At 62.3% G+C, this 25,842-nt stretch carries 25 protein-coding genes; 13 read left to right on the top strand and 12 right to left on the bottom strand.

The window, feature by feature from the left end; all coding sequences use genetic code 11:
* Window positions 1–126: 126 nt before the first annotated feature.
* The 4 genes from ACZ889_RS25600 to minC all read right to left on the bottom strand — a co-directional run bounded on the left by ACZ889_RS25600 (window position 127) and on the right by minC (window position 2,861).
* On the bottom strand, window positions 127–762 hold the full coding sequence (locus ACZ889_RS25600; RefSeq protein ID WP_003252569.1) for an RluA family pseudouridine synthase: 636 nt from the start codon (window positions 760–762) through the stop codon (window positions 127–129).
* A 151-nt stretch (window positions 763–913) separates the two neighbouring features.
* Window positions 914–1,168 carry a cell division topological specificity factor MinE gene (gene minE / locus ACZ889_RS25595; protein WP_003252572.1) on the bottom strand — a complete coding sequence of 85 codons (255 nt, stop codon included), beginning with the start codon at window positions 1,166–1,168 and terminating at the stop codon, window positions 914–916.
* A gap of 3 nt (window positions 1,169–1,171) precedes the next feature.
* Window positions 1,172–1,984: a septum site-determining protein MinD gene (gene minD, locus ACZ889_RS25590; protein ID WP_003252574.1), complete on the bottom strand. Its 813-nt coding sequence runs from the start codon at window positions 1,982–1,984 to the stop codon at window positions 1,172–1,174.
* 109 nt (window positions 1,985–2,093) lie between these two features.
* Window positions 2,094–2,861 (bottom strand): septum site-determining protein MinC, encoded by a 768-nt coding sequence (minC, locus tag ACZ889_RS25585; protein WP_180689405.1) that lies wholly within the window; start codon window positions 2,859–2,861, stop codon window positions 2,094–2,096.
* Window positions 2,862–2,972: 111 nt separating this feature from the next.
* On the opposite strand from minC, the gene ACZ889_RS25580 reads away from it, so the two are divergent.
* Window positions 2,973–3,908: a lipid A biosynthesis lauroyl acyltransferase gene (locus ACZ889_RS25580; protein WP_003252578.1), complete on the top strand. Its 936-nt coding sequence runs from the start codon at window positions 2,973–2,975 to the stop codon at window positions 3,906–3,908.
* 145 nt (window positions 3,909–4,053) lie between these two features.
* Window positions 4,054–5,202 (top strand): patatin-like phospholipase family protein, encoded by a 1,149-nt coding sequence (locus ACZ889_RS25575; protein ID WP_012053410.1) that lies wholly within the window; start codon window positions 4,054–4,056, stop codon window positions 5,200–5,202.
* A gap of 87 nt (window positions 5,203–5,289) precedes the next feature.
* Here the strand turns inward: ACZ889_RS25575 and ACZ889_RS25570 are convergent, their stop codons facing one another.
* Together ACZ889_RS25570 and ACZ889_RS25565 are read right to left on the bottom strand one after the other, a co-directional pair.
* Window positions 5,290–6,036 (bottom strand): MlaA family lipoprotein, encoded by a 747-nt coding sequence (locus ACZ889_RS25570; protein WP_042162639.1) that lies wholly within the window; start codon window positions 6,034–6,036, stop codon window positions 5,290–5,292.
* A gap of 73 nt (window positions 6,037–6,109) precedes the next feature.
* Complete coding sequence (locus ACZ889_RS25565) at window positions 6,110–7,408, bottom strand: serine/threonine protein kinase (protein ID WP_121783926.1); 1,299 nt, start codon at window positions 7,406–7,408, stop codon at window positions 6,110–6,112.
* A gap of 190 nt (window positions 7,409–7,598) precedes the next feature.
* Here ACZ889_RS25565 and ACZ889_RS25560 point away from each other — a divergent pair, with 190 nt between their 5' ends.
* Window positions 7,599–7,964 (top strand): hypothetical protein, encoded by a 366-nt coding sequence (locus ACZ889_RS25560; RefSeq protein ID WP_054888726.1) that lies wholly within the window; start codon window positions 7,599–7,601, stop codon window positions 7,962–7,964.
* A 493-nt stretch (window positions 7,965–8,457) separates the two neighbouring features.
* On the opposite strand, the gene ACZ889_RS25555 is transcribed toward ACZ889_RS25560, so the two are convergent.
* Complete coding sequence (locus ACZ889_RS25555) at window positions 8,458–10,023, bottom strand: glycoside hydrolase family 17 protein (RefSeq protein WP_476257942.1); 1,566 nt, start codon at window positions 10,021–10,023, stop codon at window positions 8,458–8,460.
* A 197-nt stretch (window positions 10,024–10,220) separates the two neighbouring features.
* On the opposite strand from ACZ889_RS25555, the gene ACZ889_RS25550 reads away from it, so the two are divergent.
* The 8 genes from ACZ889_RS25550 to ACZ889_RS25515 all read left to right on the top strand — a co-directional run bounded on the left by ACZ889_RS25550 (window position 10,221) and on the right by ACZ889_RS25515 (window position 19,006).
* Entirely contained in the window at window positions 10,221–11,081 is an 861-nt protein-coding gene (locus ACZ889_RS25550) for a glycine betaine ABC transporter substrate-binding protein (protein WP_047605295.1), read from the top strand.
* Window positions 11,082–11,285: 204 nt separating this feature from the next.
* A complete protein-coding gene (locus ACZ889_RS25545) occupies window positions 11,286–11,597 on the top strand; it encodes a DUF485 domain-containing protein (protein ID WP_003252591.1) in 312 nt (103 codons plus the stop codon).
* Window positions 11,594–13,258, top strand: a complete 1,665-nt coding sequence (locus ACZ889_RS25540; RefSeq protein WP_012053405.1) for a cation acetate symporter — start codon at window positions 11,594–11,596, stop codon at window positions 13,256–13,258. Before ACZ889_RS25545 ends, ACZ889_RS25540 begins: the two co-directional genes overlap by 4 nt.
* 156 nt (window positions 13,259–13,414) lie before the next feature.
* Window positions 13,415–13,900, top strand: a complete 486-nt coding sequence (locus ACZ889_RS25535) for a hypothetical protein (RefSeq protein WP_004575810.1) — start codon at window positions 13,415–13,417, stop codon at window positions 13,898–13,900.
* Window positions 13,901–13,968: 68 nt separating this feature from the next.
* Complete coding sequence (locus ACZ889_RS25530; RefSeq protein ID WP_004575809.1) at window positions 13,969–14,460, top strand: CS1 type fimbrial major subunit; 492 nt, start codon at window positions 13,969–13,971, stop codon at window positions 14,458–14,460.
* A 74-nt stretch (window positions 14,461–14,534) separates the two neighbouring features.
* Complete coding sequence (locus tag ACZ889_RS25525; protein ID WP_476257941.1) at window positions 14,535–17,003, top strand: CS1-pili formation C-terminal domain-containing protein; 2,469 nt, start codon at window positions 14,535–14,537, stop codon at window positions 17,001–17,003.
* Window positions 17,004–17,081: 78 nt separating this feature from the next.
* Window positions 17,082–17,831, top strand: coding sequence for a hypothetical protein (locus tag ACZ889_RS25520; RefSeq protein WP_017147881.1), 750 nt, complete (start codon window positions 17,082–17,084; stop codon window positions 17,829–17,831).
* Window positions 17,832–17,842: 11 nt separating this feature from the next.
* Window positions 17,843–19,006: a hypothetical protein gene (locus ACZ889_RS25515; RefSeq protein WP_476257940.1), complete on the top strand. Its 1,164-nt coding sequence runs from the start codon at window positions 17,843–17,845 to the stop codon at window positions 19,004–19,006.
* A gap of 73 nt (window positions 19,007–19,079) precedes the next feature.
* Here the strand turns inward: ACZ889_RS25515 and ACZ889_RS25510 are convergent, their stop codons facing one another.
* Window positions 19,080–19,232 (bottom strand): DUF3309 family protein, encoded by a 153-nt coding sequence (locus ACZ889_RS25510; protein ID WP_003252624.1) that lies wholly within the window; start codon window positions 19,230–19,232, stop codon window positions 19,080–19,082.
* Between the two features lie 206 nt (window positions 19,233–19,438).
* On the opposite strand from ACZ889_RS25510, the gene ACZ889_RS25505 reads away from it, so the two are divergent.
* Window positions 19,439–20,248 carry an SDR family oxidoreductase gene (locus ACZ889_RS25505; RefSeq protein WP_180689409.1) on the top strand — a complete coding sequence of 270 codons (810 nt, stop codon included), beginning with the start codon at window positions 19,439–19,441 and terminating at the stop codon, window positions 20,246–20,248.
* 120 nt (window positions 20,249–20,368) lie between these two features.
* Window positions 20,369–20,548 carry a carbon storage regulator CsrA gene (gene csrA, locus ACZ889_RS25500; protein ID WP_004575804.1) on the top strand — a complete coding sequence of 60 codons (180 nt, stop codon included), beginning with the start codon at window positions 20,369–20,371 and terminating at the stop codon, window positions 20,546–20,548.
* Window positions 20,549–20,562: 14 nt separating this feature from the next.
* Here the strand turns inward: csrA and ACZ889_RS25495 are convergent, their stop codons facing one another.
* The 4 genes from ACZ889_RS25495 to ACZ889_RS25480 all read right to left on the bottom strand — a co-directional run bounded on the left by ACZ889_RS25495 (window position 20,563) and on the right by ACZ889_RS25480 (window position 25,765).
* Window positions 20,563–20,790, bottom strand: coding sequence for a YheU family protein (locus ACZ889_RS25495; RefSeq protein WP_004575803.1), 228 nt, complete (start codon window positions 20,788–20,790; stop codon window positions 20,563–20,565).
* 83 nt (window positions 20,791–20,873) lie between these two features.
* Window positions 20,874–22,058, bottom strand: coding sequence for an osmoprotectant NAGGN system M42 family peptidase (locus tag ACZ889_RS25490; RefSeq protein WP_010952789.1), 1,185 nt, complete (start codon window positions 22,056–22,058; stop codon window positions 20,874–20,876).
* Window positions 22,059–22,228: 170 nt separating this feature from the next.
* Window positions 22,229–23,974 carry an N-acetylglutaminylglutamine synthetase gene (gene ngg, locus ACZ889_RS25485; RefSeq protein WP_003252632.1) on the bottom strand — a complete coding sequence of 582 codons (1,746 nt, stop codon included), beginning with the start codon at window positions 23,972–23,974 and terminating at the stop codon, window positions 22,229–22,231.
* Window positions 23,975–23,977: 3 nt separating this feature from the next.
* A complete protein-coding gene (locus ACZ889_RS25480; protein ID WP_180689410.1) occupies window positions 23,978–25,765 on the bottom strand; it encodes an N-acetylglutaminylglutamine amidotransferase in 1,788 nt (595 codons plus the stop codon).
* Window positions 25,766–25,842: the final 77 nt, after the last annotated feature.

The following is a 25,842-nucleotide window of genomic DNA, read 5'->3' as shown; positions in this document are numbered from 1 at the left end:
CGACAATTTGTGTCTGCATCTTCGCGGCTAACGCCGCTCCCACAGGTATTACACAGCCCCTGAGCGCCGCGCGGTCCCTGTGGGGGCGGCTTCAGCCGCGAAGAGGCCGGTACAGGCCCTGCGAAATCAGAACGGTGCCGGGCACTCGAACTTCAACCGCTGCCCGGACACCGGGTGGGTAAAGCTCAGCATCGAGGCATGCAGGCACAGCCGCTCATGGGCCGCCAGGGCTTGCGGGTTGGCGTACAGCCGATCACCCAGCAGCGGGTGCCCGATCGACAGCATGTGCACGCGCAGCTGGTGCGAACGCCCGGTAATCGGCGTCAGCTCCACCCGACAGTAATCGCCGCAGCGTTCGACGATACGCCAGAAGGTCAGGGCGTGTTTGCCCTGCTCGTGGTCCACCACATGCCGTGGTTTGGTCGGTGGGTCGTAGCGCAGTGGCAGGTCGATGCTGCCGCTGTCCAGCGCCGGCTGGCCCCAGCACAGCGCGGTGTAGGCTTTTTCGGTTTCACGGTCGTGAAACTGGCGCGACAGCTCGCGGTGGCTGTCGGCATCGCGGGCCAGCAGGATGATGCCGGAGGTTTCCCAGTCCAGACGGTGCACGATCAGCGCATCGGGGTAGCCGTTTTCCTGCAGGCGGGTGATCAGGCAGTCCTTGTTGTCCTCGGCACGGCCAGGTACCGACAGCAGCAGGGTCGGTTTGTTGATCACCAGGATGGCGGCGTCTTCGAAGAGGATCTGGACATTCGACAGCGGCATTACAGGTCTCACGAAAATAGCAGTAAACGCTGGGGCCGCTTTGCGGCCCTTCGCGGGCAAGCCCGCTCCTACAAAGGCTATGCATTCCCCTGTAGGAGCGGGCTTGCCCGCGAAGGGCTGCAAGGCAGCCCCAAATTGTCGACTACGCGGATCAGCGATCCGGCAGGGTGATGTTCAGCTCCAGAATCGAGCAGCTGCCCTGGTTTTCCAGCTCGATATGCACATCATCATTGCCGATGTTCACATATTTGCGGATTACTTCCAGCAGTTCTTTCTGCAGCGCGGGCAGGTAGTCCGGTTCGCTGCGTTGGCCGCGCTCGTGCGCCACGATGATCTGTAGACGCTCTTTCGCTACCGACGCGCTGGTCTGTTTCTGTCTGCCACGAAAGAAGTCAAAAAGGTTCATGGTTTATTTGCTCCCGAAAATGCGCTCGAAGAATCCCTTCTTCTGTACATCGATGAAGCGCATCGGCTTCTCTTTGCCCAGCAGGCGGTCGACCGCATCACTGTAGGCCTGGCCGGCATCGCTCTGGTCATCGAGAATGACCGGGATACCTTGGTTGGACGCCTTGAGGACGGCCTGCGATTCCGGGATCACACCCTTGAGTTTGATCGACAGGATTTCTTCCACGTCGGCCACGCTCAGCATTTCGCCTTTGACGACGCGCTCCGGGTGGTAGCGGGTGATCAGCAAATGCTCCTTGATCGGCTCTTCACCGTTTTCGGAGCGGCGCGACTTGCTCGACAGAATACCCAGCATGCGGTCGGAGTCACGTACCGACGAAACCTCCGGGTTGGTCACCACGATGGCTTCGTCAGCGAAGTACATGGCCAGGTGAGCACCTTTTTCGATACCGGCCGGCGAGTCGCAGATGACGTACTCGAAGTCCTTCTTCAGGTCCATCAGTACCTTTTCCACGCCTTCCTGGGTCAGCGCGTCCTTGTCACGGGTCTGGCTGGCGGCCAGCACGTACAGGTTCTCGAGGCGCTTGTCCTTGATCAGGGCCTGTTGCAGGTTGGCTTCGCCGTTGACCACGTTGACGAAGTCGTACACCACGCGGCGTTCGCAGCCCATGATCAGGTCGAGGTTACGCAGGCCCACGTCGAAGTCGACAATGACGGTCTTGTGGCCGCGCAGTGCGAGGCCGGTACCAATGGCGGCGCTGGTAGTGGTCTTGCCCACACCCCCCTTGCCGGAAGTAACCACGAGAATCTTGGCCAAGGTGTTTCACCCCTAAAAATAGTCGGGACACTTGTCCCTGCAAAAAACTGAAATAGCTAAATAAAGGCAACGGTAAAAAAGTTGCTCTAAAAATGCTGGCAAGTATCCGTTAAAGACGGGTGATGTTCAACACGTCACCAGACAGGCTGACTTGCACGCTGGTCCCCCACAGCGGATCCCGGCGCAGGTCTTCGCAGACTTTGTACTGGCCGGCGATCGAGACCATTTCGGCGGTCATCTGCTGGCAGAAGATACGCGCCTTGGTGTTGCCTTTGATGCCGGCCAGGGCGCGGCCGCGCATGGCGCCGTACACATGGATGTTGCCATCGGCCAGAAGTTCCGCACCTGGGCTGACCGAGCCCGTCACCACCAGATCACCGCCCTGAGCATAGATCTGTTGGCCGCCGCGTACTGGCGAAGTAATGATGCGGGTCGGGCGCACCTCGGGTTCAGGGGCAGGCGCTGGCGCCAGGGCAGGGGCCGGTTCGGGCTTTTTGACTACCTCGGGCTCGGGCTCCAACGGCCGTTCGCGGGCCCCCGAGGGCGGCAGCACCGGCAGGTCGATGGCGATGGCGGCGGCGATGTCCTCGATGCGGTTGGCGCGGATGGCCAGGGTACGCAGGCCGTGGTGTCGGCAGATCCGCATCAAGCCGGGCAGGTCGATTGCCCCTTCGTCGGCCGGCAGCTTGTCCAGCGCCAGCACCAGCGGTGTATTGCTGAAGAAGTTCGGGGCCTGGGCGACTTTGGCCGCCAATTGGCGGTCGAGGGCTTCAAGGTCATTGCGCGCCAGTTCCAGTACCGTAATGGCGAGCATGCTGCCCTTGAGCTGGAACACGGAGGCGGTGTCGGGTGTGTGGTTTGGGCTCATGGTCTGCATAGACGGCTTGTTGCGAAAAAAGTGCCCTGACTTATAACGAGAACACCGGTTGCCCGCAACATGCGCTGATCCGTTGTAGAATGCGCGGCCTTTGTCTTTCCGGATGCTTCAATGGAACGCCCGCGTTTTCGTCCCTATTACCTTCACCCCAAGTTCTGGGGCCTGTGGCTGGGCCTGGGCCTGCTGTGGCTGGTGGTTCAGTTGCCGTACCGGGTGCTGCTGAAGATCGGTGCCGCGCTGGGCGCCGTCATGTATTGCTTTGCCGGTGAACGTCGGCGCATCGCCGCGCGCAACCTGGAGCTGTGCTTCCCGGAGCTGTCGATCGACGAACGGCAGCGTTTGCTCAAGGCCAACTTCGCCTCTACCGGCATCGCCTTCTTCGAAATGGCCATGAGCTGGTGGTGGCCCAAGGCCAGGCTGGCGCGCCTGGCTCATATCGAGGGCCTTGAGCACCTGCAGGCCGCCCAGCAGGCGGGGCAGGGCGCGATCCTCATGGCGGTGCACTTCACTACCCTGGAAATCGGCGCCGCGCTGCTCGGCCAGCAGCACACGATCGACGGCATGTACCGCGAACACGGCAATGCACTGTTCGACTTCATCCAGCGCAGCGGCCGCGAGCGTCACAACCTCGATTCGCTGGCGGTGGAGCGCGAGGACGTACGTGGCATGCTCAAGCTGCTGCGTTCGGGCCGGGCGATCTGGTACGCACCGGACCAGGACTACGGCGCCAAACAGAGCATCTTCGTACCGTTGTTTGGCATCCCCGCAGCGACGGTCACCGCTACCACCAAGTTTGCCCGGCTGGGCAAGGCGCAAGTGATTCCGTTCACCCAGAAGCGCCTGGAGGATGGCAGCGGCTATCGTCTGGTCATCCACCCGCCACTGACGGACTTCCCCGGCGAGAGCGAGGAAGCCGACTGCCTGCGCATCAACCAGTGGGTTGAACGTGTGTTGCGCGAGTGCCCCGAGCAATACCTGTGGGCGCACCGGCGGTTCAAGTCGCGGCCCGAAGGGGCGCCGCGGCTGTATGACAAGAAAAAGCGCTGAACCTTGTAAGCAGGCCTGGCCTCTTCGCGGGTAAACCCGCTCCTGCAGGATTACCACGGGTTCTGCATATTGCGGGGCCCTGTGGGAGCGGGTTCACCCGCGAAGAGGCCGGGCATGAAAGCACCTTGACCCCAGGAAGGACTCCATGGCTCCACCCCCGGTAACCGGTCTCATCCTTTCTGGCGGCGGCGCCCGCGCCGCCTACCAGGTCGGCGTGCTGGCGGGCATCGCCGAGTTGCTGCCCGCCGGCGCGCACAACCCGTTCCCGGTCATCGTCGGCACCTCCGCCGGGGCCATCAACGCCGTCACCCTGGCCAGTGGTGCGGTGCACTTCAACGAGGCCGTGCAACGGCTCACTGCCTTCTGGCAGAATTTTCGCAGCCATCTGGTCATCCGCAGCGACTGGCCCGGGGTCGTGCGCCAGGCCAGCCGCTTCGTCGGCCACAGCCTGCTGGGGCTGGGCGGCCAGGCTCCCGTGGCGTTGCTCGACAGCAGCCCATTGCGCAGCCTGCTGCAAACGCACCTGAACCTGGATGGCATCGGCCACGCCTTGGCCGCCGAGCAACTGCGCGCCGTGGCGGTGACCGCCTTTGGCTACGAGTCTGGCCAGGCGGTGACCTTCTACCAGGGCCGCGGCACCATCGAGGCCTGGCTGCGCCACCGGCGTATCGGCGTACCCGCACCGTTGACCATCGACCACTTGCTGGCCAGTGCGGCGATCCCGCTGTTGTTCGCCCCGGTGCAACTGGGCGGCGAGTATTACGGCGACGGTGCAGTGCGCCAGTCGGCGCCGATCAGCCCGGCCTTGCACCTGGGCGCCAGCCGGGTGCTGGTGGTCGGGGTCAGCGGAAACCCGCAGCGGCCAGCGCCACCGGTGCCGCCCCAGCGTGTGTTCAGCGGACAGCAGCCGAGCCTGGCGCAGATCGGCGGGCACCTGCTCAACAGTACGTTCATTGACAGCCTGGAAGGCGATATCGAACTGCTGCAGCGCCTCAACCACTTGAGCGGGCTGTTGCCGGCGCACCTGGATGCCCGGCGCCTGGGGCTGGCACCGATCGACGTGCTGGTGGTGGCGCCCAGCCAGCCGCTGGATGAGATTGCCGCTCGGCACCGCCGCGAGTTGCCGGCGGCGTTACGCCTGTTTTTGCGGGGGCCGGGGGCGACGCGCACCAGCGGGGCGGGGGTGTTGAGCTATTTGCTGTTCGAGGCCAGCTATTGCAGTGAACTGATCGAGCTGGGGCGGCGCGATGCCCTTGCCAAGAAGCGCGAGCTTTGCGAATTCCTGGGGATTTGATGTTGCCTGTGCGGGCCCTTTCGCGACAAGGGGTTGCGCCAATACCTGTGTAGGCGCGGGTTCACCCGCGAAAGGGCCGCAGCAGGCTTACTCGGCTATCTGCAACTTGCGCGCCTGGGTATACACATACCGCACCTTTTCATACTCGAACGGCGAATTTAGCTGGCCATAACGGAAATTGGTGGTGTAGCGCTTGTCCACCACACGCAGGGCGAAGATTTCCGGGTGATCGGTGCTGGCTTCGGCCACGTTCAGGTAGTTGACCGCCTGCTCTCCCGCATAGTCCACCACCAGCCCGGTGGTATCGCGCAGGTTCGATGGCCCTAGCACCGGCAGCATCAGGTACGGCCCATCCGGCACGCCATAGAAGCCCAGGGTCTGGCCAAAGTCCTCGCTCTGGCGCGGCAGGCCCATGCTGGTCGCCGGGTCCCACAGCCCACCCACGCCGATAATCGTGTTGAACATCAGTCGCGCAGTGATTTCTGCCGAGCGCTTGGCTTTGAGCTGCAACACGCTGTTGAACAGGTTCGGCACATCGCCAAGGTTGTTGAAGAAGTTGCTCACCCCCGTGCGCACGAACTTTGGGGTTACATACTGATAGCCATTCACCAGCGGCAGCAGCACCCATTGGTCCAATCGGTAGTTGAAGTGGTAGATGCGCCGGTTGATCGACTCCAGCGGGTCGTACACGTTCAGCGCCTGCAGGGTTGAGCGCTCGAACTCGCGCTGGTCCAGCCCCGGGTTGAATTTCAGCTCACGCAGCGGGTCGAGGAAGCCATCGGCTTCGGGCGCCAGTGGCGCGGTGCCGATCACCTGCGGGTCGGCCTCGACCACGCTGGCTCTGGGTGCGGTTTCGGCGGCCAGGGTGTGGCCAGCGGCAAACAGGGCAGTGGCGAAGAGGAGTTTGTTAACCACGGAAGAACTCCAGCATGGCGTCACTGTTGACGCGGTAGTTGAGGTTGCCGCAATGGCCGCCATGGGGGTAGAGGGTCAGCCGTTCACCGAACACCTTGCGCAGGAAGCCAATGTCGCCCGGGCCGAGAATGACGTCGTCGGCGTTGTGCATCACAGCGATCTTGTCACTGCTGCGCAGGTAGTCTTCCAGGGCATACAGGCTGACCTGGTTGACCAACTGCAGGATGCTGTTGCCGTCGGTGCGGGCGCGCCACATCGGAATCACCTGCTCGGTCATGTAGCAGTCGAAGTCGCACTGCAGGGCGCGCTTGAAGAACGGTGTCAGGCTGCTGCCTTCGGTGATCGGGAACTTCGGCGGAATGATCAGGCCACGGCGGTTGATCAGGTCGGAAGTGAAGGCGATGTCGGCTGCCGAGAAGCGGAACGAAGTGCCGATCAGCATGGCCATCTGCTCGTTGGACAGGTGCTGGCGCGACTGCTGGAAGTCGTACAGCAGGGCGTCGTTCAGGTCGATGTAGCCCTTGTCCTGGAAGTAGCGGGTGAGTTTTTCCAGCATCAGCTCGTAGAACGTGGTGCTGCGGTCGATGCCCTTGACCTGGGTTTGCACCAGCTTGTCGAGGTTGTTGATCGAGGTGTAGAGGTTGACCGGTGGGTTGAGCAGCAGCACACGTTTGAAGTTGAAGCTGCGGCGGGTTTCGTCCAGGTGGCTGACGAAGGCGGCGTCGAGCGCACCCAGGCTGTAACCGGTGAGGTAGAAATCACTGACCGGCAGGCGTGGATGCTGGGCGCGCACGGCCTGCATCACCCGGTACATGTCTTCGGCATCTTCCTGGCTGATGCCGGGGGTAGCAAAGCGCGAGGCTGCACTCATGAAGTCATAGCTGGTGGGCGATGACAGTTGCACCACGTGGAAGCCGGCCTGGTAGAACAGCTTTTTCAGGTATTCATTGATGCTGCTGCTGTAGGGCGCGCCGGTGCCGGCGATGATGAAGATCAACGGCGCTTCGCGATCCTGGCGGGCCAGGCGGTACTTGAGCTTCTTCACTGCCCAGAAGTTGTCGGGCAACGTGAACTCGCGCTCCGGGCGCAAGTTCAGGCTGTAGTCGGACTGAGTGATTTCATCGTCGCTGGGCAGCTCAGGGCGCTTGTCCGGCGGCGTGGTGGCGATGGTGGCCTCGAACGGGTTGGTAAGAGGGTAGCCATAGCTGGCAGCGTCGATATCCCGCGCTGAAGCGGCCACAGCCATGAGCAAGCTGCCGAGCAGGGCAGCGAGGCGCAAAGATCGAAGCATGTAATCCCCCAAAAGAACGCAAGGTCGAGCAGTGTGCAGGCTAGGACCACAGCCAGGCGGGCAAAGTTGCCCGCTGCGGTGGCCTTTGGCGTACTTGCTATCTGCAACATAGCCGCCGGGGTGTGATTTTGCCTTAGAAACGGGCATAAGCGATCATGGATGCTTTCGATTACCGCTATTGGAGAACAGGATGTCTCGTTCGCTGCCGACGGTGCTGCTGGTGCTGTTTCTGGGGCTTTGGCTCGCGGCCAGCTATGGTGTGCGTTACGGCCTGATGGAGGATGGCCAGTGGGTAGGGCTGTGCGCAGTGCCGACGGCGTACTGGCAGTGCGAGGTGCGTTCGCTGCTGGGGTTGGGCATTCACCATCAAATCATGGCCTGGGGCGGATTGGGCCTTGCGCTACTGGCCCAGTTCGTTTCCGCGCGTGCCGGCTGGTGGCTGGCAGTGTTGGCACTGGTGTTCGCGGTGCCGGCGCTGGTGCTGTACACCGCCAGCATTGCGGTGTTTGCGCTGGTACTGGCGGGGTTGCGCCTGGTCAGGCAACCCCCAATGTAAGCAGCTGCGCGTACCTTGTGGGAGCAACTGTCCTGCTCGATTTCCAAAAGCTGGCGCTCCCACAGGGACTGCGCCAGGCTTTAGATGTGGAAGGCGACTTTCAGGGCTTCCAGCGCCGGTTCGACCTTGATGCCCAGCACTGCCCCCAGTTCCATTACCCGTGCCAGGTCCGGCTGCCCCACCATGATCATCTGCAGTTCATACCTGTGGGCAACAACGGCGACCCTGGGGTTGATGGGTGGTTTTGCGGTGATGATGTTTCTCGATACCGCGCTGGGCTGAGGCTGAGCACCAGCCTGTGGGAGCGGCCTTGTGTCGCGATAGGGCCGCAAAGCGGCCCCAGCAATCTATACATGATGCCGAGATCCTGGGGCCGCTGCGCGGCCCTATCGCGACACAAGGCCGCTCCCACAGGGATCGCGCCAGCTTTTGGAAATTGAGCAAGACAGTTTACTCACACAAGGTACGCGCCGGGCTCGAGGACTATGCAGTATCAAGCCTGTCGCATCCGCAAGCTTCGCCACAACGCCGCTGTCATCAGCACACTCACCACCGCCCAGCCCCAGGCCTGCTGGTTCTCCAGCCCTTCGACGAACAACTGCGGCGCCACCCCGGCGCCGACGATGAACGCCAGCAACGCCACCTCCGCCCGTCGCGCCCGCACCGGCCACAGCACATACACCAGCGCCGGCAACGCCAGCGCCGCGCTGGGGAAGCTGCGGTAGCGCGGGTCGAACACCATTGCCAGCATGCTCACCGCCGCAGCGAAGCCCGCCGCCAGCAACAGCCAGCCGGCTCGCACCTGCAGCCAGGCGAACAAGCGCTCACGCCAGCCGGCCCGCCGCGCCAGCGCCAACAGCGCGTGGGCCAGTACCAGCAGGTTCAGCCCGGCCAGCATCAGTGCCCACAACCATTCCCCGGCAAAGCGCGCATGGGTACGCATCAACTCACCCCACAGGCCCAGGCAAGCGGCGCCAAACGCTGCCAGCAGTGGCAGCAGGAAAGCGGCCAACGGTGTAGCGGGGCGCCCGGCCAGCACCAGCATGATCACCATCAGCACGGTGCTGGCCAGCAACCACTGCGGCCAGTCATGCAGGTTGCTCACGGGCCCTTCGAGCACACCCTTGTCCTGCCGGTCCGCGTCGTACAGCCCCCAATAGCCACCCACTGCGCCCTCATTGGCGCGTTTCCAGGGCTGATCGAAGGCTTCGATCAGGTTGTAGTGCCAGCCATTGCGCTCGGCCATGGCCACGAAGCCACGGATGAAGCGCGCCTCATTGACCCGGCTGGGCTCCGCCGTTTCGCGTTGGCGGCCTTCGCTGGGCCAGCCGGTTTCGCCAATCAGTATGTCCTTGGGCGCGAAGCGTGTGCCGAACACCCGGCGCACATCGGCAACGTGGGCCAAGGCATCGTCGATGCCACGCGGGTCGTCCTCCCAGTAGGGCAGCAGATGGATGGTCAGGAAGTCCACTGCCGGGGCCACCTGCGGGTGCTGCAGCCAGAATTCCCACACATCGGCGTAGGTCACTGGCACCTTGACCTCGCGCTTCACCCGCGCGATCAATTTGGCCAGGTGGGCACCGGTCACCTCCTTGCGCAACAGTGTCTCATTGCCGACGATCACCGCGCTGACCACGTCAGGGTTGGCGTTGGCAGCAGCGATCAGCAGGTTGATTTCCTTCTCGGTGTCGGCCGGGTGGGCGTTCACCCAGGCGCCCAGCATCACCTTCAGCCCGTGCTTGCGTGCCAGCGCCGGGATTGCCTCAAGACCGCTCATGGAATAGGTACGGATGCACTGAAACCGCTCGGCCAGTAACGCCAGGTCGGCGTCCATCCGCGCTGGGCGCAGGCGAAACGGCTGGTCGTAAGGCGACTGGTCTTTGTCAAACGGCGTGTACGAAGCGCATTGCAACTTGTGTGCAGGGCTGGCCGCATCGGGCAGGTGCACAGGCTTGCCCAGCCCGTACCAGAGCCCCCCCAGCCCGAGCAGGGCCAGCAGGCAGGCAAGCAGGTACAACGGCAATGACAAGCGGCTACAACTGGGCATGTGGCGGTCCATCGTCTGGCACAAAAGGTTAGATAGTAGCCCGGCGCCAAACCTTTGGCATGCAAGGATCGCGCAGGCCGAGGTAGGCCGATGGCGCTAATGGCACAGTGCTGTCGCATATGGGGCGGGTGCAGGTCGCAGGTGGATCAGGTCGACTTGTGTTGCAGGAAGATGATGCAATCTCCAAGACCTGACGAGGGGATGCTTTGATGGCAACTTTGAAGAAAATGCGACGTTTCCTGGGCGTGGGCACCGCCCTGGTAATGGCCATGAGCGCTGCACAGGCTATGGCCAAAGAAGTAAGCATTGGTTACGTGGATGGTTGGGCCGACAGCGTGGCGACCACCAACGTGGCCGCCGAAGTAATCAAGCAAAAACTCGGCTATGACGTGAAGTTGCAGGCCGTGGCCACGGGGATCATGTGGCAGGGTGTGGCAACTGGCAAGCTCGATGCCATGTTGTCGGCCTGGTTGCCGGTGACCCATGGTGAGTACTGGGCCAAGAACAAGGACAACGTGGTCGACTACGGCCCGAACTTCAAGGATGCCAAGATCGGCCTGATCGTCCCCGAGTACGTCAAGGCAGTGAGCATTGCCGACCTCAAGACCGATAACAGCTTCAAGGACAGGATTGTCGGCATCGACGCAGGCTCCGGTGTGATGCTCAAGACCGACCAGGCGATCGAGGACTATGGCCTGACCAGTTACAAGTTGCAGGCCAGCTCGGGTGCGGCGATGACGGCGGAACTGGGCCGTGCCTATGCCAAGCAGCAGTCGATTGCGGTGACCGGTTGGGTTCCGCACTGGATGTTCGCCAAGTGGAAGCTGAAGTTCCTCGAAGACCCGAAAGGCGTATATGGCGCGGCAGAAACCGTGAACAGCATCGGCAGCAAGGAACTGGCCACCAAGGCACCGGAAGTGGCGGAGTTCCTGAAGAAGTTCAACTGGCAGTCCAAGGACGAGATTGGCGAGGTGATGCTGGCGATTCAGGAAGGGGCCAAGCCTGAAGCGGCCGCCAAGGACTGGGTTGCCAAGCACCCTGATCGTGTGAAGGAGTGGACTGGCAAGTAATCACCTTCCAGGGCCAATAGGGTTTCTTCGCGGGTTTACCCGCTCCTACAGGAGCGGGTAAACCCGCGAACGGCTCATCACTTTGTTACGCAATCGGTAAAACACCGTTGCATCTAAGACTAAGGTCGTCTGGTTGGCGTCCATCGGCAGCATAAAGTAAGGGTGTGGGTTCCATCCCGTATCTGTGCTGCTAGGACAAAAACAATGAACGACAGCATTTACCTCTCGATACAAAACAGCCCCCGTTTCAAGGAGCTGGTCACCAAACGCGAACGGTTCGCCTGGATTCTCTCGGCGATCATGCTCGGCCTGTACTGCGCCTTCATCCTCCTGATCGCCTACGGACCTCATTTGCTGGGCGCCAAGCTCAGCCCTGAGTCATCGATTACCTGGGGCATTCCCCTGGGCGTCGGCCTGATCGTTTCGGCATTCGTCCTGACCGCCATCTACGTACGCCGCGCCAACGGCGAATTCGATGAGCTGAACAAGGAAATCCTGAAGGAGGCGCAACAATGATTCGCCAAACCAAAGCCCTGGCCGTACTGGCCTGCGGAGCCTTCGCACCCGCCGTGTGGGCCGCCGATGCCCTGACCGGCGAGGTGCAGAAACAACCGCTGAACGTTTCCGCCATCGCCATGTTCGTGGCCTTCGTCGCCTTCACCCTCGGCATCACCTACTGGGCCTCCAAACGCAACAAGTCGGCATCGGACTACTACGCTGCCGGTGGCAAGATCACCGGCTTCCAGAACGGCCTGGCGATTGCTGGCGACTACATGTCGGCCGCCTCGTTCCTGGGTATTTCCGCGCTGGTGTTCACTTCGGGTTATGACGGCCTGATCTACTCGATCGGCTTTTTGGTTGGCTGGCCGATCATTCTTTTCCTGATTGCCGAACGCCTGCGCAACCTGGGCAAGTACACCTTCGCCGACGTGGCCTCGTACCGCCTCGGGCAAAAGGAAATCCGCACCCTGTCGGCCTCCGGTTCGCTGGTGGTGGTGGCGTTCTACCTGATCGCGCAAATGGTCGGCGCCGGCAAGCTGATCGAGCTGCTGTTCGGCCTGGACTACCATGTGGCGGTGATCCTGGTGGGTATCCTGATGTGCCTGTACGTGCTGTTCGGCGGCATGCTGGCCACCACCTGGGTACAGATCATCAAGGCTGTGCTGCTGCTGTCCGGTGCCAGTTTCATGGCGCTGATGGTCATGAAGCACGTGGGCTTTGACTTCAACACGCTGTTCTCCGAGGCCATCAAGGTACACGCCAAGGGCGAGGCGATCATGAGCCCCGGCGGCCTGGTCAAGGACCCGATCTCGGCATTCTCCCTGGGCCTGGCACTGATGTTCGGTACTGCCGGCCTGCCGCACATCCTGATGCGCTTCTTCACCGTCAGTGACGCCAAGGAAGCGCGCAAGAGCGTGCTGTATGCCACCGGCTTCATCGGCTACTTCTACATCCTCACCTTCATCATTGGCTTTGGCGCAATCCTGCTGGTCAGCACCAACCCGGAATTCAAGGACGCCGCAGGCGCTCTGCTGGGTGGCAACAACATGGCTGCGGTGCACCTGGCCAATGCGGTGGGTGGCAGTGTGTTCCTCGGCTTCATCTCGGCGGTGGCCTTTGCCACCATCCTGGCGGTGGTGGCTGGCCTGACCCTGGCCGGTGCCTCGGCGGTGTCCCACGACCTGTACGCCAGCGTCTGGCGCAAGGGCAAAGCCAACGACAAGGACGAGATCCGCGTATCGAAGATCACCACTGTCGCCTTGGGTGTGCTGGCGATCGGCCTGGGGATTCTGTTCGAGAAGCAGAACATCGCCTTCATGGTCGGCCTGGCGTTCTCCATTGCGGCCAGCTGCAACTTCCCGGTGCTGCTGCTTTCGATGTACTGGAAGAAGCTGACCACCCGCGGCGCCATGATCGGCGGCTGGCTGGGCCTGGTGAGTGCGGTGACGCTGATGATCCTTGGCCCGACCATCTGGGTACAGATTCTCGGCCACGAGAAGGCCATCTACCCGTACGAGTACCCGGCGCTGTTCTCGATGGCCATTGCCTTCGTCAGCATCTGGTTCTTCTCGGTCACCGACAAGTCCAAGGCGGCTGAGGATGAGCGCGCGCTGTTCTTCCCGCAGTTCGTGCGTTCGCAGACTGGCCTGGGTGCCAGCGGGGCGGTCTCGCACTAACGTCAATCCCCTGCACTGAAAAACGCCCCGCTTGTCGGGGCGTTTTTTATTTTATGCTGTCAGAAACAACCTACATACAGAGTGAGGCTCTGCCCATAAAAGTTTCCTCATGTCGTAAGGGCATCTATAGATGCCGGCACATTTGGGGAATGTTCAATGAAGTTACGCTGTTTGATCACCTTCGCTCTCCTTGGCGTGGCGGGCGCTGCCGGGGCGAAGGAAATACCGCAGGATATCAGTGTCCAGGCTGTCGTGTCGGTACCAGAGTTTCAGGTGAGCTCGGTTGACAGTTGGTGGGAGGGCGTACTTCAGGCTGAATATGACCCGGACCGGGGCGTCTTCAAGCAAATTGAAAAAGAGGTGTTTGTAAAAAGTACCTACGGCCCAATTTACGCGAAAACAGACCGTTCGGATTATCGGTTCACCCGGGTAGGCGGTGCAGAAGCGCCCCGTCGATACCACATCATGTTGAATCGCAAAAAAATGGGCACAGCACCGGTTGAAATCGTCAGTGCTGCTGAAGCCGCTCAGGGAAAAAACATTCAATTCAGGTTCTATCCGATGGCGGAAGCGTCGTCGACTCGCATGCCCGGCACCTACGTCACGCAAGCCACCTTGATGTTTGAAACAGGGGCGCCCTGAACCGCAATTTCATTCGGGTGCCCCCGGGTGCCCGCTATTTGATGTGCAACCGTTAAAGGAAGTTTGATGTGAAACCCTATGTATTGGCTGTCCCGTTCCTTGCATTGTTTGCCGGTGCCGCTGTCGCGTCCGCCCCTGAGCCGATCAGCCAGAATATTTCAGTGACGGCGATCATTCCCGGGAATGATTTTTCAGTGGCCCCCGTAGGGGACTGGCTGGAGAAAGGCGTGACCCTTGAATATGAACCGGAGCGCGAAGACTTCAAGGCGGTCAATGAAAAGTTCACGGCACAGAGTGATGTCGGCGCTATTCAGGCCCACCTGCTGAACACAGCGGCGCTGCAAGACCCACAAACCGACCAGAGGATTGATCTTGTCATCTCTGTTGGGGGTAAAAAGTTGGCGTTGACGCCCACGGAGGTCATGAGCGCGGAAGATGCTAAAGTCGGCAACGATCTTCCCATTACGTTTAACGCCATAAAGCCTGAGAAAGGTTATGTAAAGGGTGAGTATGCCGGGACAGTGAGCGTGTTGTTTGAGACTTCCTCCACCAGCCTTTGATTGAAGCAGTGCCGCCTGCCTCAGCTTACTGGATATTTACCAGTGTAGGGGCAGGTGTTGAAGTGGATTGAATCATGTTCCAGTTTGCTGCACCCGGCCGTGCACTCGCTGTCTGGCTGCTGGGTGCTGCCTGCCTTTTGCCCCTCGAAGTGTTGGCCGAGCGCGCGTCCAGTGCCATTGACCTGAATACATTCGGGCGTTTGCCTGAAGACTTCGAGGCGCACTTCTTCGATGTGCCACTTGCCGTGCGAGTGGAACTGGATCAGCGCTACCTCGGCGATGCCATGGTGGTGCTGAGCCGTGATAACCGTGTGCAGTTGCTGGCGTTTACCGACACTGAGCAGAGCGCAGAGCCGGCCACACTCAGGCAGTTATGGCAACAGCGCCTGGAAGGCGGGCGCATGCTGGGCGACTGCCTGCAAAACTGCCCGGACGGGTTGCAGGCTATCCATTACAGCCTGGCCAATTCCCAGTTGTCATTGCTGACGTCCAATGCCGAGAAGCGGGAGCAGGACGCGCTCTTTCACCGCCTCCCGGAGCAGAGTGACGCTGGGTTGCTGCTGCGTAACCAGCTCAACCTGGTCAATGATGGCAACCAGACCACGGGCAGAATCGGCCTGCTCGGTCAGGGCAACCTGCATAACTGGACGACGCTTGCCGATGCACGCGTGGATCGTAGCCCATCTGAGCAAGGCGATATGCGTTACCGCATGAACCAGCTTTACGCGGAGAGCCTGCAGGAAGAGCATTTCTTTCGGCTGGGTTACTTCTCCACTGGCGCACAAGGCCTGGTGCGCCAGCCAGCGCTACTCGGGCGCCGCCCTGATAGCACGCTTGGCTTGATGCTGGGCAGCAGTGACAGCCTGCTGGTCGACAATGGCCAAGCCAGCGCCATCCCGGTCTACGTCACGCCGAACCGCCCGGGTATCGTCGAAGTCTATCGCAATGGTTCGCTGATCAACAGTCAGCCGGTACAGCCCGGTTTGCAGGCGATCGACACGCGGGTATTGCCCGGCGGCATCTATGATGTGGAGCTGCGTTTGCTCGAAGACGGCCTAGAGACCTCGCGCAGCGAAGTGTCCATCTACAAGCCCAGCCGGTGGCAGAACATGGATAACCGCTGGCGCTACAACCTGTACCTGGGCCAGCAGGTCGAGCTGCTGAGCAACTCGGATGGCAGTCGTGAACAGAGCCCGGTGTTCGGCGCCCTTTCCAACTACCTGATGCATCCTGCTGCGGTGCTGGGGTTGTCAATGCAACAGGTCGATGCTGACCTGCAGTTGGGTACTTCGCTGGACTGGGACGTGCATGAACGGTTCAAGCTTTACGCCAGCCTCAATCAGACCCAGGGCCTGGGCAACGGCGGCGATCTGCAGTTGACCTACACCCACCCATGGGGCTCGTTGTTGCTGAGCCACAACCAGACCTGGCTGGAGCCTGGCAGTAGCGGTCGCGACGATACTTCCCAGCGCCAGGTGCGCAGCCGCACCGCCTTTTCGATCAACCAGCGGGTAACCGCGCGCAGTTCAGCGACGCTGCGCCTGGAACACAGTGCGGGCTCGGCAAGCGGCCTGGGGGCCGACCTGAGCTGGGCGTTCTACGGGAAACTGCGGGGGCATCAGAGCAGTGTTCGCCTGTCACTTTTCGACAGGCCTGGAACGCGCAGCAGCGCCGGTGTCCGTAGCCGCGGCGTCAACGTTGCTGTAAGCATGAAGCTTGAGCGCGATGGCAGGCAGCTTGGGGTCGATGTGGGTAGCCGCGCCTCGCGTGAGGGGGGCAATGACCCCTACGCTTCGCTGTGGTATCGGCAGAACGTCGACCTGGGCCCCGTGCACAGCCTGGGGGGCAGTGCGACGCTCGACAGCTATGGCACCAGCCTGGCGGCCAATGGGCGGTTCCACAGCCAGGCGCTGCAGGGCGATGCCTATGCCCAGAGTTCCTCTTTCAACAATAACCTCAGCGGTGGCCTCAACCTGGAAAGCACCCTGGCGCTGGGCGCCGGGAAGCTGGCCATGGGCGGCAGCAACCTGCCGCTCGAAGCCGGCTTGATCATCGATGTCGAAAGCGATCTGCACGGTGTAAAGCTGCGCGCCAACGATGGCCAGGGCATGAGTGCAGTGCTGCACCCCGGGCGCAATATCGTGCCGGTGACGGCGTTCAAGTCTGGCCATGTGCGCTTCGACTTCGACACGAAGGACGTGCCGCCAGCTCAGATCCAACCCCTCGCTGTGGACTATCACCTCAACCGCGGTGGGGTGGGGTACCACTCAGTGAAGGTCATGCGAACGGTCACCGTGTTTGGTCGGCTGCTCGACGGGCAAGGCCAGCCACTGCACGGCGCGCATGTGGTCAATGACGCCGGGCGCACGGTTGTCGAGGTGGATGGCTATTTCAACGTCGAAATGAGTGAGTCACGGCCCACCTTGGAAATTCGCCATGACACGGCAGGTAGCTGCCTTCTGACATTACCGCCGGACAACTTTGATCGCGAGGATGACCTGCTGATCGTGGGTGATCAGCGGTGTGTGCCCAATGTGGGCTGAGACGGCTTTCGGCATGACGCTATAGAGGGCCCGATTCCCGGGTCGATGGATTGGATGTTGAGTAAACAGAGGTTGAAGATGCACAGGTTCACATTTCACTTGTCACCCTTGTTGTTCGTTGCGCTGATGCTGCCGTGGTTTGCCCAGGCCGGGCCACAGCTGGATGTCGGCGCGCTCTATGACTACCTCGAGCCAGGCAAGGGCACCTATGCCAAACGCATCTACAACCGGGGGGACAGTACTGCGTTCGTCAAGGTCAGCGTGCTGGAGCTGGTCTACGACGGCCAGGCCGAACCCCGTGAGGTGGAAGTCGATGAGCTGCCCTTCGATCAGCGCAGCGTTGTTGCCAGCCCAGCGCGGATGATCATCCCGGCACGCGGCATGCAAGCCGTGCGGTTGCTGTATCGCGGTGAACGGAACCAGGAGCGTTACTACCGGCTGCGCTTCGTCCCGGTGGTGCCGGAACAGGATGACAGCTTCGCACTGGATGAAACGGAGCTTGACGCTTACCGCAAAGAACTCAGTGCCGGTGTGCAGTTTCTGGCCGGCTACGGCACCATTTTGATTATCAAACCTGCTGCCACGCGGTATCAGACCTCGATCGAGCGAGCCGGTGGGAAATGGACCGTGCGCAACGAGGGCAATGCGACAGTGCTGCTCGACAACGTCCAGGTCTGTGTGCTGAACGAGGACGAGTGTGAGCCTCCGGCCAAGCACCATCTTCGTCCTGGACGTACGCGCGAGTTCGTCGAGAAGCCCGGTGTCGAATACCGCTTCGAACAGGTGGAAGGCGATGCACGCAAAGCCATGAACTTCAAGGCAGAGTGAGAGGTAGGGGCATGTTTCGCAAGTGTGCAATGCTGGTACTGCTGTCTGGCGTGCTCGGCTCATCGTGGGCGCAGGCGGCCGACATTACGCTCAAGCTGCGTTACCGCGGCGAGACCCGGCAATTTGAAAACCTGACACCCCGGTCATCCCCTGTCTGTACTCAGTTGCCGCAGCTTTGTGGCGATCCGCTGCAGGATCTGCTGGATGTGGGGGTCGAATACTCGAAAACAGTCGATGGCGAAGGCACCGATGGCCTCTACCTCTCGGCCCCTGTCCAGCCAACTGCGCTACTGATGGTCCGTGACAAGACCGGCGAGCAAGTCAGCATGGACTTTGCCATTACCCACCTGGGCGGTGCGGTAACTTCGGACGATGGGGCACCTACGCTTGCGGCGCGCACGGGCCTGGACTCGAGTGGTTGCCAGGTTGCGTTGGCGAGCGCGGCCCATCGCCTGTTTCTGTGGTCGCCAGCCAGCAACGGGTGCTGGGCCAACCTCAACGCGGCGAATGCGAGCACTTACCATGTGAGTCACCTTACGCTGGGCTACAGGCTGAAGACGCCTTTGCCAGCGAGCTTGAAGTCGGGCCTGTACCGAGGGCGCGTGGTCTATTCGATAGGCCCCGACAGGGATATTGGCCTGGGTTCGAGCCGAACGGTCGCCGGGCTCACGGCCGATTCAGTGGCGATCAACGTCGAACTGGAGGTGGTGCATGACCTTGAGGTGCGTTTTGAGCCGGGTTCCGAGCAGGTGGTACTGGTGCCGCAGCAGGCGCACGGGCATGGGAACCGCGGGCGGGGTGTGGCAGAGAAACTGGAAAAAGACGTGGGTTTCAGCCTGACTGCCAGTGGGCCATTCAACGTCTGGGCGCAGTGCAGCACCGGGCTGGATAGCACGTGCAATCTACGGTCGGCCAAGGGCCATGGCATACCGCTGTACCTGGCCATGACCTTGCCAGGGGTTTCCTACAATGGCCGTTCGCTCTATCGGCAGGCAATGTCCTTTGGCGGAGCTGAGAACGCCATGAGCCTGGAAGTCCCGCCAGAGGGTGTGACCGGCAGCCAAGGGCAATTGCATTTTCATGTATACCCTCGCGGCCACACCCAGAAGCAGGACATGTTGCCTGGTATCGAGTATCAGGCCGTCGTGACAATGGTGTTTGATGCGAACCTGTAGAATGGCAACCGGGTGGTGTGACCCGCTTGCCATTCACCTCACGTGACTGTTTGAAGTGGCTATCCGCAGCGCGTCATATCATCCCAAGCAACAGTAATACCAACAGAATCACCAACACCACGCCGATTATGCCGGAAGGGCCATAGCCCCAGCTGCGCGAGTGGGGGAAGACCGGTAAGCCACCGATCAGCAGCAGAATCAGGATGATGATAAGGATCGTGGTCATGTCAAAGTCCTTGCGTGATTAGGGGGCAAGAGCCTGAGAATGCTGGCCTCTCGATAATTCGGACCGGTGCGGGTTGGTAAAGATTCCATCCCCGTGCAGCCGTCTACCCAATCATGCCCGCCCATTCACTGCCCTGATGAATCCTCCCGGATGGCGACGCCTTGATTAGACTCACCGTACTCCCTGTCAAAACAAGGCCTGCGACCATGCAAAAACGCATCATGATCACCGGCGCCGGGTCTGGCCTCGGCCGCGAGATCGCCCTGCGCTGGGCCCGTGAGGGCTGGCGCCTGGCATTGGCCGATGTCAACGAAACCGGCCTGCGCGAAACGCTGGAGCAGGTTCGCCAGGCCGGTGGCGACGGCTTCGTCCAGCGCTGCGATGTGCGCGACTATAGCCAGCTGACGGCCCTGGCCCAAGCCTGCGAAGAGAAGTTCGGTGGGGTCGATGTGATCGTCAACAACGCCGGCGTCGCTTCGGGCGGGTTCTTCGCCGAACTGACGCTGGAAGACTGGGACTGGCAGATCGCGGTCAATCTGATGGGCGTGGTCAAGGGTTGCAAGGCCTTCCTGCCGCTGCTGGAGCGCAGCAAGGGGCGCATTATCAACGTCGCCTCGATGGCCGCACTGATGCAGGGCCCGGGCATGAGCAACTACAACGTGGCCAAGGCCGGTGTGCTGGCCTTGTCGGAAAGCCTGCTGGTGGAGTTGCGTCAGGTGGAGGTGGCGGTGCACGTGGTGTGCCCGTCGTTCTTCCAGACCAACCTGCTGGACTCGTTCCGCGGGCCGAACCCGGCGATGAAGGCGCAGGTGGGCAAGCTGCTCGAAGGTTCGCCGATCAGTGCGGCGGACATTGCCGACTATATCCATCAGCAGGTCGCTGCAGGCGAGTTCCTCATCCTGCCTCATGAGACAGGACGCCAGGCCTGGCAACTGAAACGCCAGGCCCCTGAGCGGCTGTATGACGAGATGGCCGAAATGGCGGTGAAAATGCGGGCAAAAGCCCCGTCGCGATGATTGGTCTGTAGGAGAAGTTACTCAAAAGTGTAAGAGACTTCTGAATCGCAGTGGAACTATTGAGTAGCTGAATGCCTACGGGGCAGGCTCCGGTTTTCCCTTTCGCAGGAGGATCGGAACATGCTGGTAATAGGGCGCGAAGTAGGGGAGGTCATCGTGATTGGCGATGACATCCGGATCATGGTGGTAGAGACCCGGGACGGCGTGGTGCGCTTTGGTGTGGCTGCTCCGCGTGAGGTGCCGGTGCATCGAGCCGAAGTTTACAAGCGCATCAAGGCGTCCAAGCAGAGCAAGGCCTGAAGAGGCCTGACCTGCTATTCGAGCAGCTCGCGGGGCACATCATGCTTGGCCAGCAACTGGCATTGCTGGCTTTCCAGGTCGAACAGGATGAAAGCCTGGCCTTTGGCCAATGCCTGGCGTACCCGCAGCACGCGGGTTTCCAGCGGGGTGTCGTCGCCGTTGTCAGTGCCGTCGCGGGTGACGAAGTCCTCGATCAGGCGGGTCAGGGTTTCGGCTTGCAATTGGTCGTAGGGGATCAGCATGGTCGGGCGGTGTCTGAAATAGGTATGGGCATGCTACGCGAAACATTCGAGGTGTTGGGGCCGCTTTGCAGCCCCAAGGGCGTTTAGCCTTTGTTTCCGACCAGGCTGTCCACGGCCGGTACCCGCGTGTCGCTCTCCATCTGCGCATCATGCTCCAGCTGGTGGCTGAAGCGCTCGAGTGACGTATTGGCCGGCTGCGAGTCGCTGGCAAACACTGGCGGGCTCAGCAGGTAGGCTGACAACAACCGGCTCAGCGCTGCCAGGCTGTCGATATGGGTGCGCTCGTAACCATGGGTGGCATCGCAACCGAACGCCACCAGCGCGGTACGAATATCGTGCCCGGCAGTTACCGCCGAATGGGCATCGCTGAAGTAATAGCGGAACAGGTCGCGCCGCACCGGCAAGTCATGGTCGCCGGCCAGTTTCAGCAGGTGCCGGGACAGGTGGTAGTCGTAAGGCCCCGACGAGTCCTGCATGGCCACACTGACCGCATGCTCGCTGGAAGCTTGCCCAGGCGCCACCGGGGCGATGTCGATGCCGACGAACTCGCTGACGTCCCAGGGCAGGGCGCCGGCTGCACCCGAGCCGGTCTCCTCGGTGATGGTGAACAGCGGGTGGCAGTCGATCAGCGGCTGGCGACCGCTTTCCACCACGGCCTTCAATGCCGCCAGCAATGCCGCTACGCCAGCCTTGTCGTCCAGGTGACGGGCGCTGATGTGGCCGCTTTCGGTGAACTCGGGCAAGGGGTCGAAGGCCACGAAATCACCAATGCTCACGCCCAGTGCCTCACAGTCGGCGCGCGTGGCGCAGTAGGCATCCAGGCGCACTTCCACGTGGTCCCAGCTGATCGGCATCTGGTCGATCGCCGTGTTGAAGGCATGCCCGCTGGCCATCAGCGGCAGCACGCTGCCACGGAATACCCCGGTATCGGTAAACACGCTAACCCGGCTGCCCTCGGCAAAACGGCTGGACCAGCAGCCGACGGGCGCCAGGGCCAGGCGGCCATTGTCCTGCAACTGACGCACGCTGGCGCCGATGGTATCCAGGTGGGCAGAAACGGCGCGGTCGGGGGTGGCCTGCCGGCCTTTGAGGGTGGCGCGAATGGTGCCGCGGCGGGTCAGCTCGAAGGGGATGCCCAGTTCGTCAAGGCGCTCGGCCACGTAGCGCACGATGGTGTCGGTGAAGCCGGTGGGGCTGGGGATGGCGAGCATTTCCAGCAGCACGCGTTTGAGGTAGTCGAGATCGGGTTCGGGGAGTCGTTCGGACATGTCCAGGCCTCCGGTCGGGTTAAAATTTCGCAGTCCTTGTGGGAGCGGCCTTGTGTCGCGAAAGGGCCGCAAAGCGGCCCCGGCAATATCGGCAGCGAAGCTGAGATCCTAGGGGCGCTTCGCACCCCATTCGCGACACAAGGCCGCTCCCACAAAAAGCCGAGCAGTTGTCAGGCCAAAGGCCGGCTATGGGGAAACAGCAGGTCGATAAAACGCTCGGCCGTGGGCTGCGGTTCATGGTTGGCCAGGCCAGCACGTTCGTTGGCCTCGATGATCACGTACTCCGGCTGCCCGGCATCGCGCACCATGAAGTCCAGCCCAACCACCGGAATTTCCAGTGCCCGTGCCGCCCGCACGGCAGCATCGGCCAGCACCGGGTGCAGGCGTTCGGTGACGTCTTCCAGGGTGCCGCCGGTGTGCAGGTTGGCCGTGCGCCGCACGGCCAGGCGCTGGCCGGCCGGCAACACGTCGTCATAGCCAACGCCCGCTGCGCGCAAGGTGCGCTCGGTTTCGTCGTCCAGCGGAATGCGGCTTTCGCCACCGGTGGCGGCCTGGCGGCGACGGCTCTGGGCTTCGATCAACTGGCGCACGCTGTGCTTACCGTCGCCCAGCACCTGCGCCGGGTGGCGGATGGCCGCGGCCACCACCTCGTAGCCGATCACCACGATGCGCAGGTCGAACCCGGCATGGAAGCTTTCCAGCAGCACGCGGCTGTCGAACTGGCGGGCATGCGCCACGGCGCGGGTGATGTCGTCGATGCAGGTCAGGTTCACCGCCACGCCCTGGCCTTGCTCGCCATCGACCGGCTTGACCACCACCGCGCCATGCTCTTCGAGAAACGCCAGGTTGTCATCGGCATTGCCCGCCAGCTGTTGCGCGGGCACCTGCAGCCCGGCGTTGTGCAGGGCGTGCTGGGTCAGGCGTTTGTCCTGGCACAGGGTCATGGTCACGGCACTGGTCAGGTCGCTGAGCGATTCCCGGCAGCGAATGCGCCGCCCGCCCAGGCTCAGGGTGAACAGGCCGCCAGCGGCGTCGTCCACCTGCACTTCGATGCCCCGGCGCAGGGCCTCGTCGACGATGATGCGTGCGTAGGGGTTGAGGTCGGCTTGCGGGCCAGGCCCGAGGAACAGTTGCTCGTTGATACCGTTCTTGCGCTTGACTGCGAAGGTGGGCAGGTTGCGAAAACCCAGTTTCTGGTACAGGCGCTTGGCCTGGCGGTTGTCGTGCAGCACCGACAGGTCCAGGTAGGCCAGGCCACGGCTCATGAAATGTTCGATCAGGTGGCGCACCAGCACTTCACCCACGCCGGGACGGGTGCAGTGTGGGTCCACCGCCAGGCACCACAGGCTGCTGCCATGCTCGGGGTCATCGAACGCCTTGGTGTGGTTCAGGCCCATGACGCTGCCGATAATCGCGCCGCTGTCTTCGTCCTCTGCCAGCCAATACACCGGGCCACCCAAGTGCCGGGGGGTAAGCAGCTCGGCGTCGACGGGGAGCATCCCGCGCGCCTGGTACAGCGTGTTGATCGCCTGCCAGTCGGCGGGGTTCTGTGCCCGGCGAACGCGGAAGCCGCGAAATACCCGCTGCGCCGGGCGGTAGTCGGTGAACCACAGGCGTAGGGTGTCGGACGGGTCGAGGAACAGCTGCTGGGGGGCCTGGGCCAGCACCTGCTGCGGTGCGGCCACGTACAGGGCGATGTCGCGTTCGCCCGGGTGCTCGTCGAGCAGATCCTCGGCCAGGGAAGCCGGGTCGGGGTAGGTGTGGCCTATCAACAGCCGGCCCCAGCCGCAGTGCACGGCACGCGGTTGGTCGTGGGGCTGGCTGCCGTCGCCGGCCAGGCGCGCCTGCAGGCGCTCGTAGGACGGCGCCTGGCCGCGCAGCAGGCGCTGACCATAAGCGATTTCATGGGCTTTCATCGGTCAGATTCCTTGTTCGCTCAGCCACAGGTTCAGCGCCGCCAGTTGCCACAGCTTGGAACCGCGCAATGGCGTCAGCTGGCCGTGCGGGTTGCTCAGCAGGCGGTCGAGCATGGTCGGGTTGAACAACCCTCGGTCCTGGCTGGGGTCGGTCAACAGTTCGCGTACCCAGCCCAGGGTGGCACCTTCCAGATGCTTCAGGCCCGGTACCGGGAAGTAACCCTTCTTGCGGTCGATCACCTCATGCGGGATCACCCGTCGCGCCGCCTGCTTGAGCACCTGCTTGCCGCCGTCGGGCAGCTTGAAGCGGGCGGGAATGCGTGCCGACAGTTCCACCAGGCGGTAATCGAGGAACGGCGTCCGCGCCTCCAGGCCCCAGGCCATGGTCATGTTGTCCACCCGCTTGACCGGGTCGTCGACCAGCATCACGGTGCTGTCCAGGCGCAGCGCCTTGTCCACGGCAGCCGGTGCGCCGGGACGCGCGAAGTGTTCGCGCACGAAGTCGCCGGCAGCGTCGGTTTCCAGCAGCCAGGGGGCCTGCACGGTGTCGCGGTATTCGGCGTGGCTGCGGTCGAAGAACGCCTCACGGTAGGCCGCATAGGCATCGTCGGCGCCGTCCACCTGCGGGTACCAGTGGTAACCGGCGAACAGCTCATCGGCACCCTGGCCGCTCTGTACGCCCTTGCAGTGCTTGGCCACTTCCCGCGACAGCAGGTAGAAGGCGATGCAGTCGTGGCTGACCATCGGTTCGCTCATGGCGCGGAAGGCGGCCGGCAACTGGTCGATGATTTCGTGTTCGGCAATGCGCAACTGGTGGTGACGGGTGCCGTAGTGTTTGGCGATCAGGTCCGAATACTGGAACTCGTCGCCGCGCTCGCCGCCGGCATCTTCAAAGCCGATGGAGAAGGTCGACAGGTCGTCAACGCCCACTTCGCGCAGCAAGCCGACCAGCAGGCTGGAGTCGACGCCGCCGGACAGCAACACACCCACATCGACGGCTGCCCGTTGGCGGATTGCCACGGCGTCGCGGGTGGCGTCGAGTACGCGGGTGGTCCAGCCTTCCAGATCAAGTTCACGCTCGTCCGGGTTGGGGCCGTACTTCAGCTGCCACCAGGTCTGGCGTTCCACTTCGCCATGGCGGTCGATGCGCATCCAGGTGCCGGGCTCCAGCTTCTGCACATTGGCCAGCAGGGTGCGTGGTGCCGGTACCACGGCGTGGAAGTTCAGGTAGTGGTTGAGGGCCACGGGGTCGAGCATCGGGTCGATGTCGCCGCCCTTGAGCAGTGCCGGCAGGGTCGAGGCAAAGCGCAGGCGCTCGCCGTTGCGCGACAGGTACAGGGGTTTGACGCCCAGGCGGTCGCGGGCCAGGAACAGGCGTTGGTTGTCGCGCTCCCAGATGGCCAGGGCAAACATGCCGTTGAGCTTGGGCAGCAGCGCCGCGCCCCAGGCGTGGTAGCCCTTGAGCAGCACCTCGGTGTCGCCGTCGGACCAGAAGCTGTAGCCCAGCGCCTGCAATTCCTCGCGCAGTTCGGGGAAGTTGTAGATGGCACCGTTGAAGGCCAGCGACAGGCCCAGCGTATTGTCGACCATCGGCTGCGCCGAGCCGTCGGACAGGTCCATGATCTTCAGGCGCCGGTGGCCCAGGGCGATCGGGCCTTGGCTATGGAAGCCCCAGGCATCCGGGCCACGCGGGGCCAGGTGATGGGTAATGCGCTCTACCGCAGCCAGGTCGGCTGGGCGAGGGGCTTGGTCGATGGGGGTGAAACGTAACTCTCCTGCTAATCCGCACATAAGTCCTTACCGGTTTTTCCGTTGGGGAGGTGATGCCCCGGATTAGGGCACCTTAAGGAACTGACCTATGTGCTTTT

This window comes from Pseudomonas sp. TE3895 (assembly GCF_056278855.1).
This window is presented reverse-complemented; position numbering and strand designations above follow the sequence as displayed.